Consider the following 22,710-nt stretch of genomic DNA (forward strand, 5'->3'; position numbering starts at 1 on the left):
ATCTGTGTTAATCTTAATCATCATCATTCTGGTAAAAATGATCTATTTTATGATCTTATGTGTAAGTGGTTGTTTGGTATATTTTTTGTTGTGTTTTTATCCATTTTTTATTATTGCTTAGGATCTGTTTTTTTTTCCGTTTTTATTTTTTTTATATCTTCTGCACAAAGTTATGCACAGAAAAGGTGAATAAATGTGGGAGACCTCTCATTGTTGTGTTGATAAGTTAATCGATGATTAAAAGTTATTCAGGAAAAGTGGTTATTTTAGTAAAACGTGATAAGAAGTCATGATCCTGTTTGCTCAAAGCGACGAACTGTGAAAAAATCAGAGGCAATATAGGTTTATGATGAGGTCACCCAGTGATAGATGGCGATGGTTTCCGCCCGAACGTCGGGATAGTGATATGCAATAGCCATGGTCAAGTATTCTGGGCGAAACGATACGGACAGCATTCGTGGCAATTTCCACAAGGTGGTATTGATGATGGTGAGACTCCAGAGCAAGCCATGTACCGTGAGTTGTATGAAGAAGTTGGCCTAACAAAAAATGATGTACGTATTTTAGCAAGCAGCCGACATTGGCTACGATATAAATTACCGAAGCGTTTAGTTAGATGGGATTCAAAACCCGTTTGTATCGGACAAAAACAGAAGTGGTTTTTGTTGCGCTTGGAATGTGATGAATCCAAGGTGAATATGCAAAGAGATCGCTCGCCTGAATTTGATGGCTGGCGATGGGTAAGTTATTGGTACCCAGTAAGACAAGTAGTTTCATTTAAGCGTGATGTTTATCGCCGAGCACTGAAAGAGTTTGCGGTGATCGCCATGCCGTTTAAGGAACGCAAATTTAAAAGGAAAGGTAAAAAAGGTTAAGCAGTCGATACCTTATAACCTTAAGGATTGACAACCATGCTTACTCAACTCAGGGACATAGTTGATCACGTCGCTAAAGCAGAATCACTTGATGATGCTTTAGCGCTCTTAGTGAAAAATACTCGACACTCAATGCACACTGAGTGTTGTTCAGTCTACCTAATGAGCAATGACAACCTTCGATTAGAACTGATGGCGACGGAAGGCTTAAAAGCTAAACCTAAAACCGTATCATTAGGAATAGACGAAGGTCTTGTTGGATTAGTCGCTCGAACTTGTGAGCCACTTAACCTTGCTAATGCATCGGTACACCCATCTTATAAATATATTCCAAGTATTGCTGAGTATAAATTTAATTCATTTCTTGCAACACCAATCATATACCGCCGTCAAAATTTAGGGGTATTGGTTGTTCAGCAGAAAGAAAAACGTCAGTTTACTGAAATTGAAGAATCCTTTTTAGTTACCCTTTCCGCCCAACTTGCGGTTGTCCTTGCTCACGCAAAAGCTCAAGAAAGCTGGTCGACTCAATTACAAACGTCATCGACTCAGCAAAAGCAATTTAAAGGGATCTCAGCCTCTAACGGTGTAGCAATTGCCCCGTTATGGTTTGATGATGCACAACCTAAAGTAGAAGCGATTCTACCTAGCTCATGCCTTGATATTGAGCAGGAACAAGATCGTTTAGGTGTAGCGGTTGAGTTAGCGTTAAAAGATTTTCGGCGTGCAAGAAAGCGTTTTGAACAAGAGTTAAATACAGAAACCTTAGCTATTTTTGATCTGTTTACTCACTTGTTAAACGATCCTATGCTGAAAGGTGCCTTGAAAAAACAGATTAACCAAGGTGATTCTGCTGAATGGGCGCTACGTCAAGTCATTGAGTCTTATGCTGGACGCTTTGATCGAATGAGTGACTCTTACCTAAGTGAGCGTGCTAATGACGTTCGAGAGCTCGGACAGCGGCTACTTTATTTTTTGAATAATGAAGGTAAGTTGGATATTGATTTGTCGCATCCTGTTATTTTGGTGACAACTCAATTAACCGCTTCAATGTTAGCTAGTATTCCTAAAGATAAATTAAAAGCGGTGATCTCTTTAGAGGGAGCTGCGAATTCTCATGCCGCAATTTTATCAAGAGCGCTTGGGATCCCCGCCATTATGGGCGTAGAGTTTAACCCAACTCATTATCATAAAGAGTTGGCTATTGTTGATGGCTACAGTGGTTCACTTTACATTAAACCAACTGAAGCGTTAATTCTGGAATATGTTGAGTTACAGAATGAAGAAGCCGCTTTATCTGAATTAATTACACAAGATCTGGATAAGCCAACCTTGACGCAAGATGGACATCGAATGAAGATCCATTTGAATGCGGGCTTGAGTGCTGATTCAAGCATTGCAGTTAACCAAGGGGTTGATGGTGTTGGTTTATATCGAACAGAAATCCCCTTTTTATTACATCAACGATTTCCATCTGAAGAAGAGCAATACCTTCAATATAAATCTATATTAGAAACTTATCCTCAGAAACCTGTGGTAATGAGAACGTTAGATATTGGTGGAGATAAACCTTTACCTTATCTGCCAATAGAAGAAGATAATCCATTTTTAGGCTGGCGTGGTATTCGGTTCACATTAGATCACCCTGATATTTTTTTATTGCAATTAAAAGCTATGGTAAAAGCGAATATAGGTAATGAGAATTTATCTATTATGTTGCCAATGATTTCGGGAATCCCTGAATTAAAGCAAGCAAGAATATTAATTAATCAAGCATATGAAGAAGTGCTTAGTGAATCTAATGATCATTTCTCTAAACCTCGTATTGGTATGATGGTTGAGGTTCCTTCTATGCTGTACTTGTTACCAAGAGTTGCAGGCTTGGTTGACTTTATTTCAGTCGGCACTAATGATTTAACTCAATATTTACTAGCAGTAGATAGAAATAACTCTCGTGTGTCTCATGTGTATGAATCTTATCATCCAGCGGTATTATTGGCTTTAAAGCAGATTGTTGATACTGCTAACCAATATAATTTGCCTGTCAGCGTTTGTGGTGAGCTAGCAGGAGATCCGATTGGCTGCTTGCTACTTATGGGGCTAGGTTATCAGAGCTTGAGCATGAACACTTCAAATGTAGCCAAGATAAAATATATTATTAGACAAGTAACTTTGGCTGAAGTGAAGCATCGAGTAAATATTCTTTTACATCATGATGATGCAGAGAAAATTTTAGCTGATATGATTTTATTTTTTGAGAAGAAAGAACTTTCTGGATTCATTAGAGCAGGTAAATAAATGTTATTGGATTTTTGGTCTATTTTTGCTCTTTATCTTGCGCTCGGTAGCGTTGTTGGTGTGATGGCAGGGTTATTGGGTATTGGTGGTGGGTTACTTGTCGTTCCAGCTTTACTTTGGTTGCTTCCACAAGCAGGTGTTGATAGTCATATTGCGATGCAAATGGCACTAGGTACCTCACTTGCGACCATTATTTTTACCTCTAGTTCATCAGCATTGAACCATTTGCGCCTAGGTAATGTCGAAGTAGCACTCATTAAGAGTTTAGCTCCAGGCGTCATCATTGGTGGCTTTATTGGTAGTTATTTAACTGAATTAATTCCAACCCAATATTTGCCAAAGCTATTTGGTATGATTGTCTTGTTATTGGCCCTACAGATGTTGTTAGCGCTTAAGCTTACTGCGACCAGAGCGATGCCATCACCAATAAAACTAGCCGCGTCAGGTGGCGTTATTGGGGTTATTTCCAGTTTAGCTGGAATTGGTGGGGGTTCTCTAACTGTACCTTATTTAAGTTTTCATGGTGTAGATATGAGAAAAGCCATTGGTAGTTCTTCATTATGTGGCACATTAATAGCGATAGCTGGCATGATAGGGTTTGTTATACATGGTGCAAGTGCTGATAATTTACCATCAATGAGCATTGGATATATTTATTTACCTGCTCTTTGTGGTGTTAGCATTACTTCCATGTTAACGACAAAAGTTGGAGCTAGGTTAGCATCACATTTACCAACACAAACATTGAAAAAAATCTTTGCCGTATTTCTAGTATTTATTGGCAGTAAAATGTTCTTAGGATAAGAGAGTAGTCATGAGTCAGGGGTATTTAAACTTCCCACAGATCGATCCCATATTGATTGAAATTGGGCCACTAGCTGTACGTTGGTACGGTTTAATGTATTTATTTGGTTTTATGTTTGCCTTATGGCTTGCAAATAAACGCGCAGACAAGCCGAACAGTGGTTGGACGCGTGATCAAGTAAGCGATCTTCTTTTTGCAGGCTTTTTAGGTGTTGTGATTGGTGGTCGTGTTGGCTATGTTTTATTTTATAACTTTGGTCAATTTTTAGATAATCCACTTTATTTATTTGAAGTCTGGACTGGCGGTATGTCTTTCCATGGTGGCTTATTAGGTGTTATTACCGCAATGCTTTGGTATGGCTATAAAAATAATCGTAGCTTTTTCACCATTGCTGATTTTGTTGCGCCATTGGTTCCGTTTGGATTAGGCGCCGGTCGTTTGGGTAATTTCATGAATGGGGAGCTTTGGGGGCGAGTAACTGATGTGCCTTGGGCAATGGTGTTCCCTACAGGTGGTCCTTTCCCACGCCATCCATCACAATTATATGAGTTTGCCCTTGAAGGTGTTGTTCTATTCTTAATTCTAAACTGGTTTATTCGCAAGCCTCGCCCATTAGGTGCTGTATCTGGTTTATTCCTATTTGGCTACGGAACCTTCCGTTTCTTAGTTGAATACGTTCGCCAACCGGATGCTCAATTAGGTTTGTTTGGTGATTGGATTTCAATGGGACAAATATTGTCACTACCAATGGTGATAGGTGGTCTATTGATGATGCTTTGGGCATTTAAACGTAATCTTTTTGCGACAGACTTACAGAAAAAATCTGCAAAAGAAAATAGCTCAAAACAGAAAGCAAAATAAGCTAGAATAGCGTTAATAACGATTTTTAAGTAATGGCCTCTTCGTTAGAGGCCATTTTTTTATGAAAATATTAAGAGAGCGCTACCGTGAAGCAGTATTTAGATTTATGCCAACGCATCGTTGATGAAGGTCACTGGATTGAAAATGAACGCACAGGAAAGCGCTGTTTGACGGTGATTAATGCCGATTTAACCTATGATGTTGCCAATGGTGAGTTCCCATTAGTAACGACACGTAAGAGTTTCTGGAAATCAGCTGTTGCTGAAATGATTGGTTATATTCGTGGCTATGATAATGCAGAAGACTTTCGTAAGATTGGAACTAAGACATGGGATGCTAATTCAAATCTAAACGACGCTTGGTTAAATAATCCTCACCGAAAAGGTGAAGATGATATGGGGCGAGTATATGGAGTTCAAGGTCGTTCGTGGGCAAAGCCAAATGGCGAATTTGTTGATCAATTAAAAAAAATAATTGATGACTTAAGAAATGGTATTGATGATCGTGGTGAAATCTTAAATTTCTATAATCCAGGTGAATTTGATATGGGTTGTTTACGTCCATGCATGTACTCACATCACTTTTCACTGCTAGGTGATACTCTATATTTAAACAGTACCCAACGTTCGTGTGATGTCCCGTTAGGGCTTAATTTTAACATGGTTCAAGTGTACTTTCTGCTTGCTATTGTGGCTCAAATTACAGGACATAAAGCAGGTAAGGCTTATCATAAGATTGTTAATGGACATATTTATGAAGACCAACTTGAATTGATGAAAGAAGTGCAGTTAAAGCGTGAGCCATTAACAGCCCCAATCTTTAAAATAAACCCTAAGATCAAGTCATTAGAAGATTTAGAAACTTGGGTAACTATGGATGATTTTGAAGTAATTGGCTATGAAAGCCATGAAGCGATTAAGTATCCATTTTCAGTATAAAAAGAGTAGTATTAGATAGAGCCTTTACTAAGTTAAAGGCTCTATGTTATTAGCTTATTTAATGTTTCTTTTCTATAACCTCCAGGGCTACTCCCCGTTTTTTTCTTAAAGACCCGAGTAAAATAAGAAACATCATGGTAGCCACATTGATATGCGATAATAGCTATCTTGATATCTCTATTTTCAATCAATAACTTCTTGGCTTTATTGATTCTTTTAGAACAAAGGTAGTCTCTAAAACTTATGCCTATTTCTTTATGGAATAATTTAGAGAAATAAGTGATGGAGTAATGACAAGATTCTGCTACATCCCCCTCATTTAATTGTTCTGATAAATTATCATCAATATATTTTATTACATTGATAAGACTTCTATTTGAATTAGAATAATTATTAGATTTTTCTATACGATTTACTATTTTCTTATTATGTAAGTTTGATTTGAAAATTATCTTTTTTATTTCTTTTAATTCTAATTCAAAGTCTAAACTTTTAGTATTTATGTTTATGTAATTTCTTTCATCTATGTTTTGATTTATATCTAATCTACCATGATGAAATATTAGTAGTGTTTTATTTAGATTTTCACATATTTTCAAACAAACATTAAGTAAATCAACATCATTGGTGCTTGCATTAAACGCTAGTATATTAATGCTAGACGCACTGATAATTGATATGTCTTTATATAATTCGATTATATTAAAATGTTTTTGTATAACAGTTTGATTTTCATTTGGTAAGTTATTAATTGAGTTTCCCAACCAATATAAGGCTTGATTTGAATTCATATAGTCACCATCTCTATATTTTATACAGCCAATACACATCTCTAGCCTAATGAAATGTAAAGTTATATTTCAATAAATAATTAAAACGCATATTGTAAAGATAGAATGTTTATAGAAAATTTCAAGAAGATGGCAAGAAAGTCCTAACCTAGACTTTAAATTAGGGTCTAGATTTAAATTGAACCACAAATAAATGAAACCAAATAGTCATGGAGTTTATTATGAATAATTTTATTAAGCACTGTAAAGAATTTATGCAAGACGAAGAAGGACTAACTATTGTTGAGTATGTGGTTGGTGCAGCTTTACTAGTTGTTGCATTTACTGCGGCAGATCCTTGGTCAAGTCTATCTGATTCATTATCTGGTGTTGTTGATAGTATTGAGACTGATGTCGCACCTGCTGAGTAGTATTTTGGTGGGTTGCTTATGTTCCCGATTATTATATGGCCTATATTATTTTCAATAGGAGTTAGCGATGCAAAAGAGCATCGGATACCAAATAAACTACTTTTATTAGTACTGTTTTTCTGCCTGTTAGATTTAGGTTTACATTGGTCCTTAGATTTATTTTTTGATCGATTATTAGCAGGTATAACAATGTTTATCCTTGGTTTATTCCTGTTCTTTGCAAAAGCAATGTCTGCAGGTGACGTTAAGTTGCTGGGAGTTATTGGGATCTTGGTTGGCTGGGTACAATTGCCCTCTGTTGGGTATTGGATCATTATTGCTGCCGGTATTGTGGGTGTTTTTTACTCTATTTATAACTCAATAGAGTCACCCTCTTTACTGCATAGAATAAAAAAAAGTGCGAATGAATTAACGATAAAACAAGTGATGCTAATGCTAATTACTCGTAATGTAGCAATCAATAAGACAGTCATGCCTTTTGCTCCTATTGTTGTCATTGGTTTAGCTCTACATTCTTATTTTTCATAAAATCAATGGATTGGAGTCTCTATGGATACTGTACAGAAGGAGGTGAATAATCAAGGTTTGGTTCCACAAGTTGATCCGCCAGGTGTTGCGATATCAATAAAAGAGCTGAATATCCCACCAGCGGTAATTGAAAATTTGATTTTAAAGCACCTAGCGGCTTATCCAAAATCAGATGTTCTTCATTTAACACATTTGTTGGGAATAAATAGCCATATAGTGGAAGATTTATTATCAATATTAAGAAAAAAATCACAAGTTGAAGTGTTTCAATCAGAGCTATCTTCTCATTCATTAGCGAATGCTCATGTGCGTTATGCACTATCAGAGCAGGGGAGAGTTTTTGCTGATTCAGCTTTTAAAAAAGATCCTTATTTAGGGCCTGCTCCTGTTTCATTAGAAGATTATCGAGACTTAGTTGAAGCACAAGATTTACGAACAAACACAATAACAAAAACGGATTTAACTACTGCATTTCATGATGTTTATGGGGCTAATCGATTGATTGGTACTTTAGGGCCAGCTATTAATTCAGGAAGAGCTTTACTGCTATATGGAGATGCAGGGACAGGAAAAAGTTTTATTGCGACGCGTTTATTAAATGCTTTAAATACCTCGGTTTATATACCTTATGCCGTGTATGCAAATGGCAATATTATTAAAGTGTTTACCAAGCATCATCATTATGCCATCAATGAGGAAGAGAGTCTTACTTGCTATTTTAAACAACAGTACGATAAACGTTGGATATTATGTAAACGTCCGAATGTGCAAGTTGGTGGTGAGTTAACAATGGATATGCTTGAAGTTAATCATACGGAGCATAACCGTGTCTGGATGGCTCCTCTACAAATGATGGCCAATAATGGAATTCTAATTATAGATGATCTTGGTCGCCAGCCGATGCCTATTTCCACGTTATTAAATCGTTGGATTGTTCCGATGGAGTATGGATTTGACTATCTTTCATTACCGAACGGACAGCAAACTACCATTCCATTCATATTAACGTTAGCTTTTTCAAGTAACTTATCTCCACAAGATATAGGAGATCCCGCATTTTTGCGTCGTTTAGGCTATAAAGTTCAATTTTCTGCTTTAGATAAATCTGATTATCAGGATTTATGGAAGTGGGTAGCAAACAGTAAAGAGTTGAGCCTATCAGAGGGAATGTACACAAAGCTCTATGAATTACATAACACCTCTCAAGTTGAGTATTTACCCTGTTTGCCAAAAGATATTGCAGGCATATGTCGAGACATCGTGTTATTTGAAGAATTGGAACCCTGTATCAATTCATCAATATTAGAGCAAGCTTGGGCTCTGTATTTTACTGATGATGCCTAGATGGAGGATAGATTATGAGCCGTATGCAGCTATTTTTATTATTCGCATTATCAATAATACTTGGTTTAGGCGCAGTATTTTTTGCAAAACAATGGATGGATACACAAGTACAGCCAGAAGTTGAAGTTGAAGTTATTAATCGCTTGCCTGTTATTGTTGCTGTTCAAGAAATTCATGTCGGAACAATTATTGAAGAGAAACATATTGCGATTAAATTGCTTGAAGAATCATGGAAAAAAGAATATCAATTTGATGTGGTCGATGAGCTAATTGGCAAAGTTGTTACGAATCCAATTTATCCTGATGAGATTATCCATCGCTCTCGGTTAGTTAATCCTGGAGAGGGAGCCTCGCTTGCTGCTCTTATTCCAGATCATAAACGAGCGGTTACGATTAGGGTTAATGATGTTATTGGGGTCGCAGGCTTTTTATTACCAGGAAATAAGGTAGATGTGTTAAATACCGTTAGGTCAGGAAAGGTTAATGTACAAACCTCAACGATTTTAAAGGATATAAAAGTATTAGCTGTGGATCAAACAGCCAAAACTGGAGATAACACGCCAGTAATCGTTAGGGCTGTGACTTTAGAAGTATCACCAAAAGAAGCAGAAAAGTTACTTACAGCAAATGCAAAAGGAGAGATTCAGTTAGCATTACGAAATCCGCATGAGCCCGTAGAGAAAGTGGTACGCAGGAAGTATGTTGCACCATCAAGTGTCACTATTATTAAAGGGACTCAGTCGACTAACATTAGAGTTAAGGATTAAGGTTTATGATGAATTATAAATTAACCATATTAATCAGCTTCTTTGTTATTAGTATTTCTGGATATGCGTCGACATTAACAGGAAAAACGGTAACCGTTGCTCATCATAAATCTACCCATGTTATTTTGCCCGGAAAAGCAAAACAAGTTTCTCTTGGGGATCCAGATGTGTTGGATATTATCATCCTTAAATCAAATGAAGTTTTTTTGATTGGTAAAAAGCTAGGATCTACAAACTTAATGGCCTGGGATAGAAATGGACGATTGATTGAATCTTTTAACATTGAAGTCACCCATGATTTAAATAACCTCAAAGCAAAGCTATATGCTTTTCTTCCCGATGAAACTATTAAGATTCATAGCGCTCAAGGAAAACTGGTACTTAGTGGACAAGTAAGCAGTTTAGAAAGTATGAAAACAGCGATTAAAATAGCAGAAACCTATGCGCCAGCAGAAGTCGTTGACGAAGAGGTCAAAGTATCAAAAAAGCAAGAAGAGCTAAGCAATGTTATTAATTTAATGACCATCGGTGGAGCACAACAAGTCATGCTTGAAGTGACGGTTGCTGAAGTTCAAAGGAGTTTAGTTCGTCGTTTTGATTCAAATTTTCACTTTTTTCAAAGCAGTGGAAGTCTTTCTTGGGGAGCGACTTCTACAGGTGGCATTATTGATGATGTTGGTGGAGTCTTAGGGCCTATATTTAATGCGCCATCAATTGACAGCACTGGGTTACTAGGTACTTTTTCTGATAGTAATACCTTATTTTCATTTGCTTTGGATGTAGCAAAGCAGAACGGGTTAGCAAAAGTTCTAGCAGAACCCAATTTAACTGCGTTAAGTGGCACTAAAGCTGAATTTTTAGCAGGTGGTGAGTTCCCAATACCAGTTCCGGATGATGATGGTATTGTAATTGAATATAAAGAATATGGTGTTGGCTTGAAGTTTGTACCTACGGTATTAAGCGATAAAAAAATCAACTTAAAATTGGAAGTAGATGTGAGTGAAATAGCTAATGCTGGCTCGTTAACGATCACACCTGATTTATCTAATGCTAGCTACTATATCCCTCCAATTACACGTCGAAGTGCATCATCTACATTGGAGTTGGCTGATGGACAAACGATAGGTATTGCGGGTTTATTAAGTGAAAATGTTCGGGATGTGACCAGTAAAATGCCAGGATTTGGAGAGATCCCTGTGCTTGGACAGCTCTTTAATAGTCAAGAGTATATATCTGGTGAGACGGAGTTAGTTATTTTAGTGACTCCACGCTTAGCAAAACCAATAGACAGAGCAAAAATTTCATTACCCACAGATGCTTTTGTTGATCCAAATGATCTTGAGTATTACTTACTAGGTAGTGCGTCTTATATTGATGAAAATAAGAATAGCCGATCAGATAAAAGTAAGCTCCCTGAGGTTATAGTGCCTATGAATCAAGGTGGTTCTGAGGGTAACTTTGGGCATTCACTTTAGGGAGGAAAGTTATGAGAATTATATTAAAAGTGGGGATTGTTATTGCGAGTTTTACAATCTTTACTGGATGTGCAAATGATGCCCCTCTAGGAAAGTCTGTTTATCAGTTGAAAGATGAACAGACATACAACAAAAAGGCCACAGAAGAAAATAGAGATTACATTCCGACAGGAAGTATGATTAAAAATAAAAAAGTAAAATAATTAACTGCTTAGCAAGGGTTACCCAGGAGGTAACATGAATAAATTATCTGAGAAAAACATTAGTAAACAGACTGGCCTTACTTTAGTGCTAGTTACTCTTACTATGATTTTTTTGATTGGTTTTTCTGCCCTTGCGATTGATGTTAATCATGCCTTATTAAATAAAACTCGTTTGCAGAATATAGTGGACACAGCTGCTTTATCTGCAGCGGTTTTATTCGATACAGGTAAAGATGAAGAGACAGTAAAAAAAAGTGTTTATGAAAGTATTGCTAGCATGTCAGCATCCAAAGGTAATACAGAGCTAACAATACCTGATAATGCTATTACAGTGACCTTATCAAATGATCCCCTCGACTTTAGTGGGAGTTATAATTCTAACTTGGAAAGCTACGTTAGAGTATCTGTAAGTAGCGTCCCCCTAAGTAATTTTATACTGCCTTTCTTTGGTTTAAATAAATCAGTTTCAGCCAGTGCTGTTGCGGGCCCTAGCTCCTCTATCACCAATTCATGTAACATTGTTCCTATGGTTGTATGTGCCGATTTATCTAATAGTAGTGGCTTTTATGGTTATCAAGAAAATCAAGTTTATGCATTAAAACTGTCTGCAAAAAGCCAATCTTCTATGGGGGCAGGTAATTTTCAATTATTAGATTTTGGTTCAGGGGCAAGTGCAATACGCAGTGCAATGGCAGGGGCGTTTTCTGAGTGTATGGATATTGACGACATAGCTCAAACAAAGCCGGGAGGGAATGTTGGTCCCGTTGGGCAAGGTCTAAATACGAGATTTGGAGAATATTCATCAAATTTAAAAGAAGAAGATTATCCTTCGGATGTTTATATAAAAGAACCAGATACACTCGCTACTATTGATAAAAATGGAAACGTTACTTATACCGATTCTTGGGGATATGAAGAGTATAAAATATCTGCTTCTGCTTGCGTTGATGGTTTAAGTGCTAACGATCCTTATTGTAGCAAAGGCGAAATTGGACGTAGAGTATTGCCTGTTTCCATTGCTAATTGTTCTGGTGCAAAAGGAGGTACAACCACGCTTCCTATTGTTTCTATTGGTTGTTTTTTTCTACTTCAAAAAGCCCCAACAAATAATTCGGGAACTCAAGCCGTTTTTGGAGAGTTTATTGAAGACTGCACAGTAAGCAATGGTTCTACTGGAGTGATACCAAGTCGTCAAGGTGCATATAAAATTCAATTATACCGAGATCCTATAAGCGGAGAATCTTAATATGCGAATTACTCAAGGAAATACACAAGCTGGTATTGCAGCGATTGAATTTATTTTGGTGTTACCTGTGTTATTGATTCTAATGGTATCTCTCAGTGAGATAGGTTCCATTTTTATTAAATATAACACTCTTAATAAACTGACCCAAAGTGGGTGCCGTTATGCAGTAATTCATATTTATGGAACAGCAACAACTAACCAAATAGCTGATATTAATAAAATTAAAAATGTCATCTTACATGGTAATGACTTAGGAAGCGGGGCGGTAAAACTAGATTCACTTACCGCTGATAATATTATGATTGAGCATATCGATCATTTTGTCACTGTAACCGTGAGCTATGATTATATTCCCTTTATTGAGCGTATCCCCTTTTTTGATATCCCACTTACCTTGACTATTTCTGCTACCTCTATGATGAGGACGGGGTAATGAAAACTCATAGAAATACTCAAAAAGGCATCACCATCATTGAGTTTACAGTGATTGCTCTGGCTGTCATGGTGATGATCCTTGGAGTAATAGAAATAGGGCGTTATGTATATTCTTTACAGATGCTAAATGAAATGACTCGAAAAGCCGCGCGTTTAGCTACTGTGTGTTATGTATTAGATCAGAAAGATATCCCTTATATGGATGAAGTCGTTGAAAACTACCCTATGGGGTTTGCTGGCGATGAATTGGTTATTGAATATTTAGATGGTTCAGGACAAGTATTGGATTTGTCAAAGTTTGATGAATTAAGTACAGCAGCTCAAAGTAGTGAGTTTTCAAAAATTCGTTTTGTTAGGGCTAGAATCGATGGCTACCAATATCATTTTTTAAGCGTATTAAGTTTTATTGGAGATGGTGGCGTTATTGAGGTTCAATCATACCAGACAACATTACCAGCAGAGAGCTTAGGCGTTGTTAGACCAAGAGAAGATGATGAAAATTCAGGGACTATTATTGATTGTTAAGAGGCTAGATTAATATGGTAGATAAACAAACAGAAAATAATACAAGTCAGTTTAGATTAAAAACCAATATTATTATTTGGCATATTCATGCGACTGAATCTTATCGAACACATATGGATAATGAATTTCAAAAATGTAGAAGTGTTCATATTGAATCTATCCCTTTGACATTATTAGGTACAAAAGATTTTTCTGCTCTTTCTGCTCCTGATTTAATTTTTATTGAAACAGGGGAGGATTGGATTTCAAAAATAGTAGAGTTACAAAATTATGAATTTCCATCTGGTGAACATGAATCATCTCTAATTGTTTTTGGTGATGAAAATGACAATCAAGCTTTAAAAGCAGCATTACGTTTAGGCGCCTCTGATTTCCTGTCTGAAAATGTGAATATTGACGAATTAATGCCAATACTCAAGAAAACAGCAGAGGATAAAATTGAAAACAGTCATTTAGGTGAATTATGTTTATTTTTGAACACAAAGGGAGGGTCTGGTGCGACAACATTAGCTTTAAATACAGCGGTTAATGTTGCAATGTTAAATCAAGATGACGTTCTATTACTTGATATTGATATGCAATTTGGGGTTATTCCGGAATACCTTAATATCATACCCAAATACAGTATTACAGATGCTATTTCTAGTCTTCGTGACTTAGATGAAGTCTCACTTAATGGCCTTGTATCTAAACACTCTTCTGGTTTACATATACTTAGCTTTAGGCATGAGGATGGCAATGATGAGTACGAAAAAGCAAGGCAATTAAGTACACTATTGCCATTATTAAGACAGTTTTATGCATATATTATTGTTGATCTTTCTCGTGGTATTGATCATATGTTTTCACCTATCTTCTCACCTGCGACGCATCTATTTTTAGTTCTACAACAAAGCTTAGTTTCGATTAGTAACGCCACAAGAATTATTAGAAATTTAAAATATGACTATGGTGTCAATTCTGAACAAATTGAACTCATTATTAATCGCTACGATCAAAAGCAATCTATCGAGCGAAAAGATATTGAAAAAGCGATCCCTGGATTTCAACAGCACTTGATCCCAAATGACTTTAAAATAGTTATTGAAAGTACAAATTTAGGTGTGCCTTTTGTTGAGACTAAGCCTAAAAGTACCATTACTAAATCTATTCAACTTCTCTCTCAAAGTTTCTCTCCAATTAAAATTGAGCCTCAGGGATGGTTTGAAAAAATATTTTCTTAATAATGTCAGGGGTAAATTATGTTTTTTAAACGGAAAAATATAAATCCAGAGTTTAAAGAAAAAGTAAATAAAGTTAGAGTTCCGGTAGCAACAGAGCTGAAGGGAGAAGTAGATAGAGAGATAAACAATGAAGTTGAAGAAGAAAGAGAAGCAAGTATTTTACGAAAAAAAGGCGAGCAAGAAAATAAGCGTAAAAATCTAGAAGAAGAAAAAAAAGTACTCGAACAAGAGTTGGAAATTAAATATTTTTACCATAAAAAATTACTAGAAACCCTCGATCTTGGTTTACTTTCTAGCTTGGAAAAAGAGCGAGCGAAAGCAGATTTGCATGATGCAATTATTCATTTAATGTCAGAAGATACTGATCACCCTCTTAGTGCAGAAGGTAGAAAGCGAGTTATTCATCAAATTGAAGATGAAGTTTTTGGCTTAGGGCCATTAGAGCCTTTGTTAAGTGATTCCACAGTATCTGATATTTTAGTGAATGGAGCAAAAAGTGTATATGTTGAACGTTTTGGGAAATTAGAGAGAACACCTTATACTTTTTTAGATGACCGACATTTAAGAAATATTATTGATCGTATTGTTAGTCAGGTTGGACGTCGGATTGATGAATCATCTCCGATGGTTGACGCTCGTTTACTTGATGGCTCACGAGTTAATGCGATTATTCCTCCGCTTGCTATTGATGGCCCTTCTATTTCAATTCGCCGTTTCTCCGTTGATAGATTGACGATAGACAATATGATTAGATTTAATTCACTCTCTGAGTCTATGGCAAAGTTTTTAGATGCCGCTGTAAAAGGGGAGTTAAATATCCTCATCTCTGGCGGTACTGGCTCAGGGAAAACCACAACTCTAAATATCTTTTCAAGTTTCATTCCAAGTGATAAACGCATCATTACTATTGAAGATTCAGCTGAATTACAGCTTCAACAGCCTCATGTTATTCGCCTTGAAACTCGCCCTGAGAATCTAGAAGGAAAAGGGGCAATAGGTCAAAGAGAGTTAGTTAAAAACTCTTTACGTATGAGGCCAGATCGAATTGTTGTTGGGGAAGTTCGTGGCAGTGAAGCCGTTGATATGCTAGCGGCAATGAATACTGGTCACGATGGTTCCTTAGCAACCATTCATGCTAATACACCGAGAGACGCATTAAGTCGAATCGAAAACATGTTTGCTATGGCTGGCTGGAGTATTTCAACTAAAAATTTACGTAATCAAATCGCTTCAGCGATCCATTTAGTCGTTCAGATGGATCGCCAAGAAGATGGAAGACGACGAATGATCAGTGTTCAAGAAATTAATGGAATGGAAGGGGAGGTTATTACCATGTCAGAGATATTTAAATTTCAGCGAACAGGCCTTGATAGTGATGGAAATGTAGTTGGTTATTATACAGCAACAGGAGTGGTTCCTAGTTGTTATGATAAATTAACTAAGAGGGGGATAGCACTGCCGTTTGAGTTATTCCATGAAGAGGAACAATAAAAGGGGGCTAGTATGTGGAGTAATACAACCTTATTTTTTATTTTGCTTTTTTTATCCGTATTTTTTATATCGCAGGCGTTAATTCTTCCCGCAGCTGGGCAGAAATCAAAACATAGAGAATTAACAAAGCGGTTGAAAGCAACGCGAAGCAAGTTAGATGAAGAGAGCAGAAATCTGTTAAATGAACATTATTTAGCCGGTCTATCTCCTTATGATAAAGCGTTAGTGGAATTTGATGCATTCGCGCAAATGAAGAAATTGACTGAGCTTGCGGGACTAAAATACAGTTTAAGTCAAATACTGATAATAACGTTCAGTGTGGGAAGTATTGGATCTTTAATTTCTATTTTATCAGGGCAGCTATGGTTTGTATCGGTGAGTGTATTCTTCTCTGTATGGTTTTTACTTTATTTTATTATTAATAAAAAAATATCTCATCGTTTAAGCCTATTTGAAGAGCAGTTACCGGACGCTCTCGATATTATTCGGCGGATGTTGCAAGCAGGACAGCCACTTGTTCAAGCTTTTAGTGAAGTCGGAAATGAAATGCCAGCTCCCATAGGCGTTGAATTTAAAAATACTTTTAATTTGCTGAATTATGGTTATGACTTACGTTTAGCTATTTTACAAATGGCAGAGCGATCTCCAACAGTGTCTATGCTTGCTTTTTCTAGTGCGGTATTACTGCAAAAGGATACGGGAGGGAATTTATCGGAGAATTTGGAAAAAGTTTCTAATGTACTTAGAGCAAGATTCAAATTATCAAGAAAAATCAAAACATTGTCTGCTGAAAGCTTGCTGTCTGCTTGGATCCTTGTTTTAGCACCATTTCTTCTTTTTGCCGCACTTTCAATCATTAAACCAGGATATCTAGAGCCATTTTACACAGACCCTAGTGGCTTAACTATGCTCAGTTATGGTGTTGTAAGCTTATTTTTTGGTGCAATGTGGATCAGAAAAGTAATTAGTTTTGAGGTGTAATATGAATGATATTGTGGAATTTTTATCTTACCTTACTAATGAAGAAATTAAACGAGAGTGGTTTATCTTAGGGTTAGTTTTATGTGCTACTTCATTGTCAGTTTTAGTGGTCGGGTTTATTCTCAGTAGTATTAATTCGCCGTTAAAAAAGAAATTAAATCAATTATCGATACAGCAGGCACCAAAAGCAAAAGCCAGTGAAAAGCTTGAAGATACTTTAGAGTCTCTATCCCCAATCATAGGGCCAACTAGCAAAAAAGAGCGAGAATCAACTCGTAAAAAACTAATGCATGCGGGATTTCATGATAAGAAAACATTAACTAATTTTTATGCGATAAAAATAATATTTGTGATGGCAGGGTTCACAACTGCGGCTATTGTTTATATTGTTTTTTCTGAGTTTTCTCTAATAAAAATGATAGCACTTATGATTGTTGCTTTCTCATTATACATTCCTAATTTTGTATTGAATCGCCTAATATCAAAAAGACAATCTAGAATAAAAGGAGGAATGCCTGATGCATTAGATCTTCTTGTTGTTTGTACAGAATCAGGGTTAGGTTTTATTCCTGCTTTACAGAGAGTTTCTAATGAATTGACAATCTCTCATCAAGAATTAGCAGATGAATTATATACAGTAAGTGCAAAAATTAAGGCTGGAGTAGAGATGCCAGATGCGTTTAATGAATTTATTGAGCGGACAGGCATTATTGAATTTACTGGTTTGGTTAGTATTCTTTCTCATGCATCTCGCATAGGGGGCAGCATAGCGCAAACGTTGAGAGATTATACTGAAGATCTTCGAGATAGACGTAATCAAGAGGCAGAAGAAATAGCGGCAAAAATACCAACGAAAATGTTGTTTCCAATGCTTTTATTTATTTGGCCCTGTTTTTTTATTGTAGCGCTAGGGCCTGCATTAATAACATTATCTAATGCATTTGCAAAGTAAGGGATGAATAATGAAAACCATAAAAAAAATAAGTTTATGCATAATACTCTCTACATTTTTAGTTGCATGTGCTTCAAAGAAAGAAAAGCCAAGCCAATATGAACAAGAATTATATGATGGCAAACCAATTGAGACTTTGACCCAAGAAGAACTCCCAAAAACAGAGGTGGAAGCGATTGTTCGTGGAGATAAAGCCCTAAAGCAAGACAGTGTAGATTTGGCTTTATATGAATATATTCGATCGTTATCGTATCCAGAAGCTAAATATCAAGGGCGGACCTTAGTTAATATTGGGAAAATTCATGAGTTAAGAGGAACGGATTCACTGGCTGAGGCTGCTTATTTGATGTCATTAGATCTTGAACCTAATGGTGTAGTTCCACTTGAAAGGTTAGGTGCAATTTATACCAAAAAAGGTTTAGTAAAAGAGGGAAGAAGCTATTTTTATCGAGCCTTAAATGCTGATCAAATTCGCTTACAAAGTAATATAATGCTGAAGGGCAATAGCGACGTATTTCCTGAGGATGTTCATTCACTTCATGTTGATGATATTTCCCCTGCATTAGCCTATATGGGATTAGGTATTTTATCTGATACCCAGGGGGATCATAAGTTAGCTGAACAGTTTTACAAGAAAGCATTAAAAATCAAACCGAATTCAATAAAAATATTGATTAACTTTGGCTACTCATACTACATGAATGCGAATTATGTTGATGCGAAAATTTATACCATGTGGGCGCTAAAAAGATCTCCTGAGAATGAGAAAGCACAAAATAATTTAGCCCTAATTTATTTAGCTCAGGGGCAGATTAAACGATCTATTAACGTATTTATGCGTCATATGAAGGACTATGAAGCCTTAAATAATGTAGGGTATTTTCTAATATTACAAGGTCGTCCAGAAATAGCGGTTCCTTATTTAGAGCAAGCTATTGATAAAAAAGCGTCTTACTACAAAATTGCAAATGAGAATTTAAATAGAGCATTAGTCGAAATGAGAATAAAAAAAGAAGGTGAAGATAATTCATTAAGAGGTGATGAGCCAATAATGGTAAGTACCCATTCTCAGCCCATAAAATTGATTAATGACATTGGTGATAAACCTAAAATAGAAGATATTTTAGCGACGAGATCAGATGATAAATAAAAAAGCCCCAGAGCAATAACTCTGGGGCTTTTCTTTATATTATATACTTTGGAATTAAACTGTCAGAGCTAATACGCTACCTGGTAGGATAATAAATACAAAGCTTAAGTAACCTGCTACAACACCTTTGTTACGGTTTGCCATTTCAGCAATCCACTCAGCACCTTTCAATGGTAATTCACGTAAGAACGGAGTGCCAAAGATAACTAGCGTTGAAATGATGTTGAATGATAAGTGAACTAATGCAATCTGTAGAGCAAACGTTGCAAACTCACCAGATACTGCTGTCGCAGCTAGTAGTGCGGTTACACATGTACCGATATTAGCGCCAAGTGTGAATGGATATACATCACGAACTTTAAGTACGCCCGTACCAACCAGTGGAACCATTAGGCTTGTTGTTGTAGAAGATGATTGAACTAATACCGTTACAATTGAACCAGAAGCAATACCGTGTAGAGGACCACGACCAATTGCACTCTTTAAGATATCACGAGCACGACCAACCATTAGGCTCTTCATTAGCTTACCCATTACGGTAATAGCAACAACGATAGTGATGATACCCAGACCAATCATCAATAAGCCACCCATCATGTCACCAAAGTGTGCTAGAGGCTCTTTAATTGCATTAACGACTGGTTTAGTTAGTGGTTTTACAAAGTTAAGATCCTTCATGCTCATGTTACCAGCGCCCATTAAAGGCGACACTAACCACTCAGAGATTTTCTGGAAAATACCAAACATCATTTCTAATGGTAAGAAAATCAGCACAGCTAGTAGGTTAAAGAAGTCATGTACTGTTGCACATGCAAATGCACGTCTAAATTCAGTTTTACAGCGAGCGTGACCTAGACTAACTAGTGTATTGGTTACTGTTGTGCCAATGTTTGCACCCATAACCATAGGGATAGCAGTTTCTACTGGTAAACCACCAGCAACTAATCCAACAATAATTGAAGTTACTGTAGAAGATGATTGGATTAATGCAGTTGCAACCAAGCCGATCATTAGACCTGCGATAGGGTGAGAAGCAAATTCAAATAGAACCTTAGCTTCTTCGCCTACTGACCATTTGAAGCCCGTTCCTACCATTGCAACAGCTAAAAGAAGAAGGTAAAGCATAAATGCTAAGTTTGCCCAACGCAGCATGCGTGAGGTATTGCTCATTGGTGCTGCAGAAATTGATTGGGTATTCATAGTAAAGCTCCGTACCGAAATAGTATGTTGTCGGTTTATTTAATCTGCAGCGATAGTAGATAACGAATATTTCAGAAATATTACAGTGAAGAGTAAAACTGTAATAAATTCGTCATATTTATTTTTTCTAAAAAAATCATTGATTTTAACCAGTGTAACTTATTGAATTAATTTGATTTTTATTCTTTATTTGAAAAAGTAATATAAAATATTTTTTGAAACTATTTTGTTCTATATTGCGAGTGCATGACATTTTTAAGAATATAGCTTCGGAAAATTCGATATTTAAATTGGATTTATAATGGTTTTTGCGAAGTGTTTGCTATTGCTGTCATAAATGACGTATCTTCTAGCGCTCTATTTACTTTTACTTGAAAAGTAAGATGATTAAACGATAAATACAAAGGTATAACATGTCCCATTTAAACTATAACCATTTGTACTATTTTTGGATGGTCTGCAAGCAGGGATCAGTAACAAAAGCTGCTGAAGCTCTGTTTTTAACTCCTCAGACGGTAACAGGGCAGATTAAGACATTAGAAGAACGATTAGATGGTAAGTTGACTAAGCGTAATGGGAGAAATGTTGAACCTACAGAATTAGGACAACTTATTTATAAATACGCAGATCGAATGTTTGGTTTAAGCTATGAAATGTTAGATATCGTAAATTATAGCCAACAGTCTAATGTATTATTTGATGTTGGCGTTGCTGATGCACTTTCTAAACGGTTAGTTAGTAAAGTCCTTTCGACTACCGTCCCAGAAGATGCTTCCATTCACCTTCGTTGCTTTGAATCTACTCATGAACTTTTATTAGAGCAGTTGTCACAGCATAAATTAGATATGATTTTGTCTGACTGTCCTGTTGATTCAAGCCAAAATTCGGGTCTTTTTAGTAAAAAACTAGGTGAATGTGAAATGAGTTTCTTTTGCTCTAAGCAAGTTGATGAGATTCAATTTCCAGAGGTATTAGAAGAAAAGAAGTTGCTAATCCCTGGTAGTAGAACATCAATGGGAAGAAAAGTAATTCAATGGTGTGATCAGCAAGGAATTACTCCTAATATTTTAGGTGAATTTGATGATGCTGCGTTAATGAAAGCTTTTGCTCGTGAAAATAATGCAGTCTTTCTAGCTCCTACTGTTTATATGAATGAGGCTGATTCAGATCTTTCTCTTCATCGTATTGCCGATGTTCAAGATTTAAAAGAAGAATATTATGTTATTTTTGCTGAACGTATGATCCAGCATCCAGCTGTAAAAAGTATCTGTGCGGCTGATTTCTCGCATTTATTTGATTTTCAGTTGCAATAGAGAGGGACTGTATACTAAATTAGCACTAGCTAAATTAGAGGTATTGTTATGAATTTAAAAATGATGGAAGAAAACTCACCTCAAGCGGTGACTTTACTAAAGGCGATGGCAAATGAACGCCGTTTATTTATTTTATGTTTACTGCTCGAAGGGGAGCTATCGGTAGGACAGATTGCAGAAAAGCTAGAATTAAGTCAATCAGCACTCTCACAACATCTTGGTTGGTTGCGTAAAGATGCATTAGTTTCGACAAGAAAAGAGTCTCAAACGGTCTTTTATTCTCTTAATAGTCATGAAGTAAAGTCAGTGATTCAACTGTTACATGATCTGTATTGTCCACAGAATTAAAAGATAAAAGATAAATAGAGAGGCTAGCACTTCTCTTTTACCAAATCGCAGATATAAAAAAACCGACCTAAGTCGGTTTTTTCTTATTTTCTAACTGAGAATCAAATTTCTATTAAAGAGCTTTGATTGCTGCAGTGAAACGCGCTTTATGACGTGCAGCTTTATTCTTATGAATAAGGCCTTTAGTCGCCATGCGGTCTAGAAGTGGAGTTGCAATTGCTAGTGCAGCAGCTGCAGCTTCTTTATCGCCAGCTTCAATAGCTGTGATAGTTTTTTTCATGTAAGTGCGCATCATTGAACGACGGCTAGCGTTGTGCTGGCGACGTCTTTCAGATTGAGTTGCGCGCTTCTTAGCAGATTTACTATTTGCCAAGGGTCTAACTCCCAAAAACGTAGTTCGGTGACAATTTAAGGTCGGGAAATATGCACCCTTTGAACTTAAATGTCAATTGATTTGTGTAAAAACCAAGCTGCATCAAACAAAAAATTTGATGAGAATGGCAAAACACGGTTAAGATGGCGAGCATTCTAACAGCATTTTTTCCAGTTAG

Annotated in this window: 23 protein-coding genes and 1 pseudogene; 21 read left to right on the forward strand and 3 right to left on the reverse strand. The window is 36.4% G+C overall.

Annotated elements, in window-relative coordinates; genetic code table 11:
* Positions 1 to 362: 362 nt before the first annotated feature.
* From rppH to ACU5DF_RS21225, 5 genes are all read left to right on the forward strand, one after another.
* Positions 363 to 875, forward strand: a complete 513-nt coding sequence (gene rppH, locus ACU5DF_RS21205) for an RNA pyrophosphohydrolase (protein ID WP_005417607.1) — start codon at positions 363 to 365, stop codon at positions 873 to 875.
* Between the two features lie 36 nt (positions 876 to 911).
* Positions 912 to 3,173 (forward strand): phosphoenolpyruvate--protein phosphotransferase, encoded by a 2,262-nt coding sequence (gene ptsP, locus ACU5DF_RS21210; protein ID WP_446714072.1) that lies wholly within the window; start codon positions 912 to 914, stop codon positions 3,171 to 3,173.
* Positions 3,174 to 3,977 carry a sulfite exporter TauE/SafE family protein gene (locus ACU5DF_RS21215; RefSeq protein WP_446714073.1) on the forward strand — a complete coding sequence of 268 codons (804 nt, stop codon included), beginning with the start codon at positions 3,174 to 3,176 and terminating at the stop codon, positions 3,975 to 3,977.
* A 10-nt stretch (positions 3,978 to 3,987) separates the two neighbouring features.
* The gene (lgt, locus tag ACU5DF_RS21220) at positions 3,988 to 4,839 is read left to right on the forward strand and encodes a prolipoprotein diacylglyceryl transferase (RefSeq protein ID WP_446714074.1); all 852 of its coding nucleotides are present in this window, start codon (positions 3,988 to 3,990) and stop codon (positions 4,837 to 4,839) included.
* An 86-nt stretch (positions 4,840 to 4,925) separates the two neighbouring features.
* Positions 4,926 to 5,777, forward strand: a complete 852-nt coding sequence (locus ACU5DF_RS21225) for a thymidylate synthase (protein ID WP_045102860.1) — start codon at positions 4,926 to 4,928, stop codon at positions 5,775 to 5,777.
* A gap of 41 nt (positions 5,778 to 5,818) precedes the next feature.
* Here ACU5DF_RS21225 and ACU5DF_RS21230 read toward each other — a convergent pair whose 3' ends face one another.
* Positions 5,819 to 6,568: a helix-turn-helix domain-containing protein gene (locus ACU5DF_RS21230; protein WP_446714075.1), complete on the reverse strand. Its 750-nt coding sequence runs from the start codon at positions 6,566 to 6,568 to the stop codon at positions 5,819 to 5,821.
* A 221-nt stretch (positions 6,569 to 6,789) separates the two neighbouring features.
* Here ACU5DF_RS21230 and ACU5DF_RS21235 point away from each other — a divergent pair, with 221 nt between their 5' ends.
* The 14 genes and pseudogenes from ACU5DF_RS21235 to ACU5DF_RS21300 all read left to right on the forward strand — a co-directional run bounded on the left by ACU5DF_RS21235 (position 6,790) and on the right by ACU5DF_RS21300 (position 19,298).
* Positions 6,790 to 6,978: a Flp family type IVb pilin gene (locus ACU5DF_RS21235; protein WP_446714076.1), complete on the forward strand. Its 189-nt coding sequence runs from the start codon at positions 6,790 to 6,792 to the stop codon at positions 6,976 to 6,978.
* Positions 6,979 to 6,996: 18 nt separating this feature from the next.
* Positions 6,997 to 7,506: a prepilin peptidase gene (locus ACU5DF_RS21240; RefSeq protein WP_446714077.1), complete on the forward strand. Its 510-nt coding sequence runs from the start codon at positions 6,997 to 6,999 to the stop codon at positions 7,504 to 7,506.
* Positions 7,507 to 7,527: 21 nt separating this feature from the next.
* Positions 7,528 to 8,850 carry a DUF8689 domain-containing protein gene (locus tag ACU5DF_RS21245; protein WP_446714078.1) on the forward strand — a complete coding sequence of 441 codons (1,323 nt, stop codon included), beginning with the start codon at positions 7,528 to 7,530 and terminating at the stop codon, positions 8,848 to 8,850.
* A gap of 14 nt (positions 8,851 to 8,864) precedes the next feature.
* Complete coding sequence (cpaB, locus tag ACU5DF_RS21250) at positions 8,865 to 9,617, forward strand: Flp pilus assembly protein CpaB (RefSeq protein ID WP_446714079.1); 753 nt, start codon at positions 8,865 to 8,867, stop codon at positions 9,615 to 9,617.
* An 8-nt stretch (positions 9,618 to 9,625) separates the two neighbouring features.
* Positions 9,626 to 11,092 (forward strand): type II and III secretion system protein family protein, encoded by a 1,467-nt coding sequence (locus ACU5DF_RS21255; protein ID WP_446714288.1) that lies wholly within the window; start codon positions 9,626 to 9,628, stop codon positions 11,090 to 11,092.
* A gap of 11 nt (positions 11,093 to 11,103) precedes the next feature.
* On the forward strand, positions 11,104 to 11,295 hold the full coding sequence (locus tag ACU5DF_RS21260; protein WP_446714080.1) for a hypothetical protein: 192 nt from the start codon (positions 11,104 to 11,106) through the stop codon (positions 11,293 to 11,295).
* Positions 11,296 to 11,329: 34 nt separating this feature from the next.
* Positions 11,330 to 12,541 carry a TadE/TadG family type IV pilus assembly protein gene (locus ACU5DF_RS21265; protein ID WP_446714081.1) on the forward strand — a complete coding sequence of 404 codons (1,212 nt, stop codon included), beginning with the start codon at positions 11,330 to 11,332 and terminating at the stop codon, positions 12,539 to 12,541.
* 1 nt (position 12,542) lies between these two features.
* A complete protein-coding gene (locus ACU5DF_RS21270; RefSeq protein WP_446714082.1) occupies positions 12,543 to 12,974 on the forward strand; it encodes a TadE/TadG family type IV pilus assembly protein in 432 nt (143 codons plus the stop codon).
* On the forward strand, positions 12,974 to 13,501 hold the full coding sequence (locus tag ACU5DF_RS21275; protein WP_446714083.1) for a TadE family protein: 528 nt from the start codon (positions 12,974 to 12,976) through the stop codon (positions 13,499 to 13,501). Before ACU5DF_RS21270 ends, ACU5DF_RS21275 begins: the two co-directional genes overlap by 1 nt.
* 14 nt (positions 13,502 to 13,515) lie before the next feature.
* Entirely contained in the window at positions 13,516 to 14,724 is a 1,209-nt protein-coding gene (locus ACU5DF_RS21280) for a nucleotide-binding protein (protein WP_446714084.1), read from the forward strand.
* A 204-nt stretch (positions 14,725 to 14,928) separates the two neighbouring features.
* Positions 14,929 to 16,215, forward strand: a pseudogene (locus ACU5DF_RS21285) (TadA family conjugal transfer-associated ATPase); the annotation flags it as partial.
* 12 nt (positions 16,216 to 16,227) lie between these two features.
* Positions 16,228 to 17,196, forward strand: a complete 969-nt coding sequence (locus tag ACU5DF_RS21290; RefSeq protein ID WP_446714085.1) for a type II secretion system F family protein — start codon at positions 16,228 to 16,230, stop codon at positions 17,194 to 17,196.
* A gap of 1 nt (position 17,197) precedes the next feature.
* On the forward strand, positions 17,198 to 18,148 hold the full coding sequence (locus ACU5DF_RS21295; RefSeq protein ID WP_446714086.1) for a type II secretion system F family protein: 951 nt from the start codon (positions 17,198 to 17,200) through the stop codon (positions 18,146 to 18,148).
* A gap of 10 nt (positions 18,149 to 18,158) precedes the next feature.
* On the forward strand, positions 18,159 to 19,298 hold the full coding sequence (locus tag ACU5DF_RS21300) for a tetratricopeptide repeat protein (protein WP_446714087.1): 1,140 nt from the start codon (positions 18,159 to 18,161) through the stop codon (positions 19,296 to 19,298).
* 54 nt (positions 19,299 to 19,352) lie between these two features.
* Here ACU5DF_RS21300 and ACU5DF_RS21305 read toward each other — a convergent pair whose 3' ends face one another.
* On the reverse strand, positions 19,353 to 20,498 hold the full coding sequence (locus ACU5DF_RS21305) for a Na/Pi symporter (protein WP_446714088.1): 1,146 nt from the start codon (positions 20,496 to 20,498) through the stop codon (positions 19,353 to 19,355).
* A gap of 413 nt (positions 20,499 to 20,911) precedes the next feature.
* Here ACU5DF_RS21305 and nhaR point away from each other — a divergent pair, with 413 nt between their 5' ends.
* Positions 20,912 to 21,811 carry a transcriptional activator NhaR gene (gene nhaR / locus ACU5DF_RS21310; protein ID WP_446714089.1) on the forward strand — a complete coding sequence of 300 codons (900 nt, stop codon included), beginning with the start codon at positions 20,912 to 20,914 and terminating at the stop codon, positions 21,809 to 21,811.
* Between the two features lie 48 nt (positions 21,812 to 21,859).
* Positions 21,860 to 22,159 carry an ArsR/SmtB family transcription factor gene (locus ACU5DF_RS21315; protein WP_446714090.1) on the forward strand — a complete coding sequence of 100 codons (300 nt, stop codon included), beginning with the start codon at positions 21,860 to 21,862 and terminating at the stop codon, positions 22,157 to 22,159.
* A 112-nt stretch (positions 22,160 to 22,271) separates the two neighbouring features.
* Here ACU5DF_RS21315 and rpsT read toward each other — a convergent pair whose 3' ends face one another.
* Complete coding sequence (gene rpsT, locus ACU5DF_RS21320; protein WP_045102855.1) at positions 22,272 to 22,532, reverse strand: 30S ribosomal protein S20; 261 nt, start codon at positions 22,530 to 22,532, stop codon at positions 22,272 to 22,274.
* Positions 22,533 to 22,710: the final 178 nt, after the last annotated feature.

The sequence above is a fragment of the Aliivibrio wodanis genome, assembly GCF_052920805.1.

Bases quoted from the DNA above. Each gene is read 5' to 3' on its own strand.
- ptsP (WP_446714072.1), top strand. From the start codon at position 912: ATGCTTACTCAACTCAGGGACATAGTTGATCACGTCGCTAAAGCAGAA.
- ACU5DF_RS21215 (WP_446714073.1), top strand. From the start codon at position 3,174: ATGTTATTGGATTTTTGGTCTATTTTTGCTCTTTATCTTGCGCTCGGT.
- lgt (WP_446714074.1), top strand. From the start codon at position 3,988: ATGAGTCAGGGGTATTTAAACTTCCCACAGATCGATCCCATATTGATT.
- ACU5DF_RS21230 (WP_446714075.1), bottom strand. From the start codon at position 6,568: ATGAATTCAAATCAAGCCTTATATTGGTTGGGAAACTCAATTAATAAC.
- ACU5DF_RS21235 (WP_446714076.1), top strand. From the start codon at position 6,790: ATGAATAATTTTATTAAGCACTGTAAAGAATTTATGCAAGACGAAGAA.
- ACU5DF_RS21240 (WP_446714077.1), top strand. From the start codon at position 6,997: ATGTTCCCGATTATTATATGGCCTATATTATTTTCAATAGGAGTTAGC.
- ACU5DF_RS21245 (WP_446714078.1), top strand. From the start codon at position 7,528: ATGGATACTGTACAGAAGGAGGTGAATAATCAAGGTTTGGTTCCACAA.
- cpaB (WP_446714079.1), top strand. From the start codon at position 8,865: ATGAGCCGTATGCAGCTATTTTTATTATTCGCATTATCAATAATACTT.
- ACU5DF_RS21255 (WP_446714288.1), top strand. From the start codon at position 9,626: ATGAATTATAAATTAACCATATTAATCAGCTTCTTTGTTATTAGTATT.
- ACU5DF_RS21260 (WP_446714080.1), top strand. From the start codon at position 11,104: ATGAGAATTATATTAAAAGTGGGGATTGTTATTGCGAGTTTTACAATC.
- ACU5DF_RS21265 (WP_446714081.1), top strand. From the start codon at position 11,330: ATGAATAAATTATCTGAGAAAAACATTAGTAAACAGACTGGCCTTACT.
- ACU5DF_RS21270 (WP_446714082.1), top strand. From the start codon at position 12,543: ATGCGAATTACTCAAGGAAATACACAAGCTGGTATTGCAGCGATTGAA.
- ACU5DF_RS21275 (WP_446714083.1), top strand. From the start codon at position 12,974: ATGAAAACTCATAGAAATACTCAAAAAGGCATCACCATCATTGAGTTT.
- ACU5DF_RS21280 (WP_446714084.1), top strand. From the start codon at position 13,516: ATGGTAGATAAACAAACAGAAAATAATACAAGTCAGTTTAGATTAAAA.
- ACU5DF_RS21290 (WP_446714085.1), top strand. From the start codon at position 16,228: ATGTGGAGTAATACAACCTTATTTTTTATTTTGCTTTTTTTATCCGTA.
- ACU5DF_RS21295 (WP_446714086.1), top strand. From the start codon at position 17,198: ATGAATGATATTGTGGAATTTTTATCTTACCTTACTAATGAAGAAATT.
- ACU5DF_RS21300 (WP_446714087.1), top strand. From the start codon at position 18,159: ATGAAAACCATAAAAAAAATAAGTTTATGCATAATACTCTCTACATTT.
- ACU5DF_RS21305 (WP_446714088.1), bottom strand. From the start codon at position 20,498: ATGAATACCCAATCAATTTCTGCAGCACCAATGAGCAATACCTCACGC.
- nhaR (WP_446714089.1), top strand. From the start codon at position 20,912: ATGTCCCATTTAAACTATAACCATTTGTACTATTTTTGGATGGTCTGC.
- ACU5DF_RS21315 (WP_446714090.1), top strand. From the start codon at position 21,860: ATGAATTTAAAAATGATGGAAGAAAACTCACCTCAAGCGGTGACTTTA.